Annotated in this window: 8 protein-coding genes; 4 read left to right on the top strand and 4 right to left on the bottom strand. The window is 37.6% G+C overall.

Annotation, left to right across the window (positions count from 1 at the left end; genetic code table 11):
* Positions 1-132 precede the first annotated feature (132 nt).
* Entirely contained in the window at positions 133-927 is a 795-nt protein-coding gene (locus DO88_RS12195) for a YggN family protein (protein WP_033038628.1), read from the bottom strand.
* A 388-nt stretch (positions 928-1,315) separates the two neighbouring features.
* On the opposite strand from DO88_RS12195, the gene DO88_RS12200 reads away from it, so the two are divergent.
* Complete coding sequence (locus DO88_RS12200; protein ID WP_007579801.1) at positions 1,316-1,501, top strand: PA3496 family putative envelope integrity protein; 186 nt, start codon at positions 1,316-1,318, stop codon at positions 1,499-1,501.
* Positions 1,502-1,619: 118 nt separating this feature from the next.
* On the opposite strand, the gene DO88_RS12205 is transcribed toward DO88_RS12200, so the two are convergent.
* The 3 genes from DO88_RS12205 to DO88_RS12215 form a co-directional block, all read right to left on the bottom strand.
* Positions 1,620-2,117, bottom strand: coding sequence for a glutathione peroxidase (locus tag DO88_RS12205; protein ID WP_033038625.1), 498 nt, complete (start codon positions 2,115-2,117; stop codon positions 1,620-1,622).
* A gap of 72 nt (positions 2,118-2,189) precedes the next feature.
* Positions 2,190-2,489, bottom strand: a complete 300-nt coding sequence (locus DO88_RS12210; protein ID WP_004335020.1) for an AzlD domain-containing protein — start codon at positions 2,487-2,489, stop codon at positions 2,190-2,192.
* Positions 2,486-3,190 carry an AzlC family ABC transporter permease gene (locus DO88_RS12215; RefSeq protein ID WP_033038624.1) on the bottom strand — a complete coding sequence of 235 codons (705 nt, stop codon included), beginning with the start codon at positions 3,188-3,190 and terminating at the stop codon, positions 2,486-2,488. The genes DO88_RS12210 and DO88_RS12215 overlap by 4 nt, the downstream gene beginning before the upstream one ends.
* A gap of 107 nt (positions 3,191-3,297) precedes the next feature.
* Between DO88_RS12215 and DO88_RS12220 the strand changes: the two genes are divergently transcribed.
* From DO88_RS12220 to DO88_RS12230, 3 genes are all read left to right on the top strand, one after another.
* Positions 3,298-3,954, top strand: a complete 657-nt coding sequence (locus DO88_RS12220; protein ID WP_033038622.1) for a cytochrome b/b6 domain-containing protein — start codon at positions 3,298-3,300, stop codon at positions 3,952-3,954.
* Between the two features lie 227 nt (positions 3,955-4,181).
* The gene (locus tag DO88_RS12225; RefSeq protein WP_033038633.1) at positions 4,182-4,751 is read left to right on the top strand and encodes a hypothetical protein; all 570 of its coding nucleotides are present in this window, start codon (positions 4,182-4,184) and stop codon (positions 4,749-4,751) included.
* Positions 4,752-4,895: 144 nt separating this feature from the next.
* Positions 4,896-6,971, top strand: coding sequence for a S9 family peptidase (locus DO88_RS12230; RefSeq protein ID WP_033038620.1), 2,076 nt, complete (start codon positions 4,896-4,898; stop codon positions 6,969-6,971).
* The last annotated feature ends 42 nt before the right edge of the window (positions 6,972-7,013 follow it).

The following is a 7,013-nucleotide window of genomic DNA, read 5'->3' as shown; positions in this document are numbered from 1 at the left end:
GTTATAGTGCAATTTAATTCGTTAAATTGATCAAAGATTTATGCAGGTTGGTATAAGTTTGCGAAACACAAAAAAGCAGCATTTAAGTAAACTTAAGTGCTGCCAAAGGGATGTTAAATAACGTTTGCTGTACTAATTTTGTTTAAAGCTAAATAACTGGTAACCTTCAAGCTCTGGCACTTGCATTACTAATTGCTCTTCTTGTTTTGCAATATCAGCAAAGTTTCCACATAAAGAGTTAGCACGTTCTTCTAGTGCGCTTGCATGTAGCTCTACTTTTTCTTCTATTTGTGCGCCCATATTTTCCATACGTTGTTCAAAGGCATCCATATCACCGCCTGAACCAAGTAACTCAGAACCTAAAGCAACTAAAATACTGCCCATTGATTGCATTACTGCTGATTCAACCGCTGTTTCTATCTGCTGCTCAAATTGTTGTTCAAAGTTTTCGCCAAATTGATTAAAACTTTGTTGGCCCATCACAAATGTACCTTGCTGGTAAAATGTGTTTTCTACTTCGATTTTAATGTCGTCCATAAGCTCTGACATATTATCAAGACCGTCAATATTAAATGCATTGCCTACTTCTTCTAATGCTACTCCGGCAATTTTAACACCCTCAAGCGCTATATTAGCTACTTCAGGCAATTGAGTGCGTAAGCTATCAGAGTACTTGGTTAGCGCTTCGCGTTGTGAGTTATTAAGTGCTACAAATTCGCCATTTACGGTTAAGTCACCATGGGTATTAAATAGCATGGCTTTATTATTGGCAGTAAAAATTTCTAATTCGTTTGGTTTAATACGTACGTCGTTTTTAAATTCGACGTTACATTCATCGCTGCTAAATGAAATTGCAGAATCGTTGTCGTTATGAGCCATAGCTGCTGGTGTACAAATTAATGCGCTAACTAATAGTAATTTTTTCATGTGTATTCTCTGCTTTTTTGTTGATGACTATTAACTAATAACAAGTTTAATGCCATTATTTTTTTATTATAATAAACAGTAAGTTAATTTGTTCGAGGCCTTTTTAATAGGTTGGGTTAAGTTAAAAATAAACTATTTTTTAGTCAAATTAACTAAGTTCTACAAATCTATAAGCAATATTTATCGATACGATAAAAAACTCTCACTTTCCACAATTGAAATTTAACGCTATTTATTCACATTACTGACATGAAGACTATTTACGATAGTCACGTGGCTTTATTTTGATGCTAATTTGCAGCGCATTTTGGTGTTAAACATTTTTAATTTACCGGCTATTGCGATAATAAAATCCTTGGCTGGTCTCAAACACTTTATGGAGTGGGTTGTGGGTAAGACATTTAGTTACGATGCGCTAGATGACGATTTTGTTGAAGACGAGTACGAAATGCTCGGCCGTAATCAACACGATAAGAACAAGCAAAAGGTTAAAAAGAAGTTGGAAGACTACCTTGAGCAAAAACGCTTGCGTAAAAATCTAGGCGAAGACGATTTAAGCGATTACACCGACTAAATCACGCTAGTATAAATACAATACCAATTAATATTGAGAGTTTAAATGTGCAGTTAGTCGATATGTTTAAGTTTTAATAGTATTGGCAATAAAGAGGCCTCGCGCCTCTTTATTACTTTTAAAGCGTGCTTTTAGCCTGCGCTAATGCTTTTTGGATTGTAAGTTCTAACTTTTCGGGTTTAGTAAAAGGTGCATAGCGTTTAATTGGCATGCCATCTGCGGCAATTAAAAACTTAGTAAAATTCCACTTTATTTTGCGTGTTAAAAAAACAGGCAAGGCTGATTTTAAATAACGAAAGACGGGATGTGCATGCTCACCGTTTACATCTACTTTGGCCGCCATTAAAAAACTCACGCCAAAATTGATTAAACATCCTTGCTCTATTTGTGTTGCGCCGCCGGGTTCTTGTTGACCAAACTGGTTGCACGGAAACCCCAAAATTACTAAACCTTGGCTGGCATACTTATTATGTAAAGCTTGCAGCGACTCGTATTGGTAGGTAAATCCACATTTACTTGCTGTATTAACAATAAGCACAACTTTATCTTCAAAATCATTAAAGTTAATAGGTTGACCCTGCAAGCTTGTTGCGCTTAATTGATGAAATTCGTGCATTTTGGCGTCTTTTTATTGTTGTTACCGGTATTTTAACCTGAGTACAGTATTTCATAAAGTATAAAGAGCACTCTAATTTAAAATTAGAAATAGCCCCATACCGGCAAGCGTTGTGTAATAAATATTATGTGTTTTATAGGCAACAATAATGGCGACTATCGCTGCGCTTAAATAAGGGTTTTGCCAGTTTAAGTTAATGCCATCTTCATTTAAAAATACGATAGGCACCCAAATTGCTGTAAGCACCGCAGGTGCGCTAAAGCTTAAAAATTGCTGCATTTTAGGACCTACTTTAAACGGTAAAGCGCGGTGTAAAAATAAATAACGCGTAAAAAATGTAATGCACGCCATAAGTAAAATAGTTGTCATCATAGCGTTGCTTCCTTTTTAGCGGTTAGTCTTGCTGTAGCGTAACCTGCGCTCATTGCCAGCAGCGCTGAGCAAACAAGCCATAACTCAAATCCGGTACTTTTTAAAAGCGTTGCGCTAACGCCTGCTACAATTACCGTAACAAGTGAGGCCAAATTTTTGATTCCCGGAATAACCAACGCGATAAACGTGGCAGCAATCGCAAAGTCGAGCCCTAAATTAGTTAAGTCGGGCAGCATTGTGCCCGCTACAATGCCAATTAATGTCCAAATATTCCATGCAATATAAAAGCTAAAGCCAGCGCTCAATGCGTATATTAAGCGTGTTTTTGTTCTATATGCTTTTCGATGATGAGAAAACGCAAACAGCTCGTCGGTTAAAACAAAGCTCACCGGTAAGCGCCAACGCATAGGTTGATCAATGACCTTATGACGCACAGCTAAACCGTATAAAAAGTGCCGAGAGCTAATAATAAATGTTGTGAATAAAATTGTGAGCAATGGTGTGTTGCCCGCCATAAGTTCAATCGCAACAAGCTGTGCAGAGCCTGCAAATACTAATAACGACATTGCTTGGGTTTCAACGGCGCTAAAACCATTTTGAATCGCTAAAGAGCCGCATAAAATACCCCAAGGAACAACGGCTAAACACAGTGGTAGCATATCTAAAAAGCCTTTTAAAATAGCTTTTTTAACTGGTTGCATGATATTTACTCTCACGGCTTGTAGAATGGCTCATAAGGATACCTTAATATTATGATGTTAAAGTAGTTAACAAATTAAATAATACTGTTTTTTTAAGGATAGGCACAATGACGACGTTAAAAGTGTGGGATGGGTTTATTAGATGCTTTCATTGGTTTTTGGTTGTAAGTATTGCAGTGCTTTATTTTAGTATTGAAGAGGGCATGATTGAGCTTCACTTTGTTGCAGGTTTTTTTACTTTAGCACTTATAGTAACACGTTTAATATGGGGTGTTATTGGTAGTAAAACCGCGAGATTAAGTGGGTTACTGCACTCTCCTAGTGCTATTTTAAAGGCACTCAAAACACCAAGCGAATCGTTAGGTCATTCAGCACCCGGTAGCTGTATGGTGATAGTGTTTTTTATATTAATCATAACGCAACTTGTAAGTGGCTTAATGAGCAGTGATGGTATTTTAACTGACGGGCCGCTTGCTCAATATGTGTCTAGCGATACGATTGATTTTGCCAATTGGCTACATGAGCTGAATTTTGACATTTTACTTTATGCTATTGGCTTGCATGTATTAGCTATTATTGTTTATAGAATAAAAGGAAAGCCGCTAGTTAAGGCGATGATCACAGGCTCAAAAGAGTTAAAAGCGGATGACTCTGAGGCTAAAGTAACAAAAGCGTCTTGGCCTGCGTGGTTAATATTTATATCTTTATTGGTGTTGCTGGTATTTACGTGGGCGAAAGAGCCTTTAACTTATTTATTTAGTTAAAAACACATTAAACCAACCTTAAAGGGTTGGGTTTTTATTTTGGTTACATTCTTTTGTTTGATTGTTGTGTGATTGAAAATTATAATCATCAAGTTGTTAGCTTATTAAGGTGAGGATAAATTTTTTTGCACGATTTATTAGTGCGTATAACTTGCCCTAGATGTATTTTTTGTGTATCCATATAGGTATGGGTAATAGTTTGTGACTCTTAAGGTGTTGCTGTGTTTATGCATACGTCGTTGGCCTGTGGAAAGTGGTCGACTATAGGTTGTTTAAATCATCATACCCAATTATTTATTGGTGATGTGGTGAGTGTAACCTTTTATGACTTGCAAGGAGAGCTAGTCAGTTTATCGTTTGATTATAAAATCACCTCGTTAGAGCAAGGTGAACCCCATGCATGGCCGCGTTTAGTTGCCGAGCACATTAATGTGCATATACCATTAATAAGCGCAGGGCGAATGACTGAACAAGGGCTCGTTGTTGCTTATCGACAAAACGAAATTTTTGCATTGCAAAGTAGTGGTATTTGTAAAGCCCAAGTTGATTTTCATTGCATCGCGAAATGTGATGATTATGTAGTTAAAGAATGTGACGCATATGAATTTATTTATCCACAAAGTAGCGATTCTTACAATGCAGGTACAAAAGTACTACAACCTAAAACGGGAAAAATTTATCAATGTAGGCCTTGGCCATTCAATGAATTTTGCCGAGTTAATGATGAGAATAAAGTTATGTTTGAACCCGGCATTGGACAAAGCTGGGCTATGGCATGGATACAAGTATCAGATTAATAAATATAAAGAACCTTCTTCCCATAGGTAGAACGATTTTAGTAATGAAACGTATTACCTTCTAAGCCCTCTCAACTATTGAGTGGGCTTTTTTATTTTTATGGTAAACTGCGATTATTGTTATTTTTCAAATTGGTCTTTTCTGTGCCTCATCCTGATCACTCTCTAAATTTATTGTCTAACGTCCCTATCGCTAAAAAGCAAGCTCATATACTCAATGCGCATAATAAAACACGTGTCGATAACTATTATTGGATGCGTGATGATGAACGTCAAAATGAACACGTACTAGCGCATTTGCATGCTGAGAATACCTATTGTGATAAACAGTTAGCACCTATAAAACCATTACAAAATACACTATTTGAAGAGCTTAAAGCGCGTATTGTAAAAGACGATAACTCGGTACCCGTTAAAGACGGAAAGTATTGGTATCACTCAGAAGTGCGTGGCGATGATGAATATTCACGCCATTACCGTAGTACCAGCATAGAGGCTGATAATAAAGAGCTTTTACTAGATATAAATGTGCTAGCGGCAGGGTTCGAATTTTTTGAATTAGGTGAAGTCGCTCTTAGCCCGTGTGAACAACTTATGGCTTATTCTGAAGATACTGAAGGCCGACGTATATATTTAGTGCGTTTTAAAAACCTTGAAACAGGTGAGATGCTACCTGATGTACTTGAAAACACAGAAGGGCAAGTTGTTTGGGCTAATGACAATAAAACCGTTTTTTATGTTAAAAAAGATTTAAAAACATTATTAGGCTATCAAGTGTTTCGGCATGAGCTTGGTACCGAGCAAAGCCAAGACGTAATGGTTTACGAAGAGCAAGATAGTAGCTTTTTTATGGGGCTTGGTAAAAGCCGCGACGAAAGCTTAATTATTATTGATTTAGCATCGACAGAGACCAACGATACATGGGTGCTTGATGCTAATAAGCCCACTGGCGAATTTGAAGCATTAATGCCGCGTGAAGATGGCCACGAGTTTGACGTAGATAAGCTAGGTGACACATTTTATATTGTGACTAACTGGCAAGCTAAAAACTTTAGATTAATGACGGCAACAAACGAAACGATTGCTGATAAAACACAATGGTTTGAGCATACAGCTCACAGAGAAAATGTCCTGCTTGAAGGTGTTGAGTTATTTAATGACTTTTTGGTATTGAGTGAACGCGAGCAAGGGCAATCTCGATTTGTAGTTGTTAATAGGCAAGGAAATTGTATGGCACTTGAGTTTGCCGATCCTTGTTACTATGCCGCTATAGCAATGAACCCAGAGCCAGACACTCGTACTGCGCGTATTTATTACTCAAGCTTAACAACACCGGGTTCTTTATATGATGTAGATTTAACAACAGGCGAAAAAACACTACTTAAACAGCAAAAAGTACTCGGTAGTTTTAATGCCGATGACTATCAGTCGGAGCGATTAATGGTAACTGCTCGCGACGGAATCAAAGTCCCCGTATCTGTTGTTTATCGAAAAGACAGCTTTAAAAAGAATGCCTCAAATCCGTTATTTCAATACGGCTATGGCGCCTATGGCTATACGATTGATCCTAGTTTTTCTAGTTCGTCACTGAGCTTGCTCGATCGTGGTTTTGTTTATGTAATAGCGCATGTTCGAGGCTCTGAAATGCTAGGCCGCGAGTGGTACGAGCAAGGTAAAAAAGAGCATAAACAAAATAGTTTTAGTGACTTTATTGATGTGACAAAAGCGCTTGTCGCACAAGGCTATTGTGATAGCAATAAGGTGTTTGCCTCAGGCGGCAGTGCAGGTGGTTTATTAATGGGAGCGGTTGTAAACCAAGCACCAGAGTTATATTGTGGTGTTGGCTGTCATGTACCATTTTTAGACGTATTAACCACGATGCTTGATGAGAGTATTCCGCTCACAACAAATGAATACGATGAATGGGGTAATCCAAACGATCAACAGTTTTATGATGTAATTGAAGCTTACTCGCCGTATGACAATATTCGCGCACAAAACTATCCGAACATACTCGTTACTACCGGTCTTCATGACTCGCAAGTGCAGTATTGGGAACCTATGAAATGGGTTGCAAAAATGCGTGAACTTAAAACAGATAGTAATATTTTAGTCTTTAAAACAGATATGGATGCAGGGCACGGTGGTGCATCAGGTCGTTTTAAAAGCTTAGAAGAAAAAGCCCTCGAAATGGCCTTTTTTATTGCTCTGTTAAATTAACTGCAAAATTGGAAAATTGTATTATTCTATATATAAGTTGAT

The sequence above is a fragment of the Pseudoalteromonas sp. S3431 genome (genome assembly GCF_000690035.1).
Classification (GTDB): domain Bacteria; phylum Pseudomonadota; class Gammaproteobacteria; order Enterobacterales; family Alteromonadaceae; genus Pseudoalteromonas; species Pseudoalteromonas fuliginea.
Note: the sequence above shows the minus strand (reverse complement) of the source record. Positions and strands in the feature narration are given on the sequence as shown.

Bases quoted from the DNA above. Each gene is read 5' to 3' on its own strand.
- DO88_RS12195 (WP_033038628.1), bottom strand. From the start codon at position 927: ATGAAAAAATTACTATTAGTTAGCGCATTAATTTGTACACCAGCAGCT.
- DO88_RS12205 (WP_033038625.1), bottom strand. From the start codon at position 2,117: ATGCACGAATTTCATCAATTAAGCGCAACAAGCTTGCAGGGTCAACCT.
- DO88_RS12210 (WP_004335020.1), bottom strand. From the start codon at position 2,489: ATGATGACAACTATTTTACTTATGGCGTGCATTACATTTTTTACGCGT.
- DO88_RS12215 (WP_033038624.1), bottom strand. From the start codon at position 3,190: ATGCAACCAGTTAAAAAAGCTATTTTAAAAGGCTTTTTAGATATGCTA.
- DO88_RS12220 (WP_033038622.1), top strand. From the start codon at position 3,298: ATGACGACGTTAAAAGTGTGGGATGGGTTTATTAGATGCTTTCATTGG.
- DO88_RS12225 (WP_033038633.1), top strand. From the start codon at position 4,182: ATGCATACGTCGTTGGCCTGTGGAAAGTGGTCGACTATAGGTTGTTTA.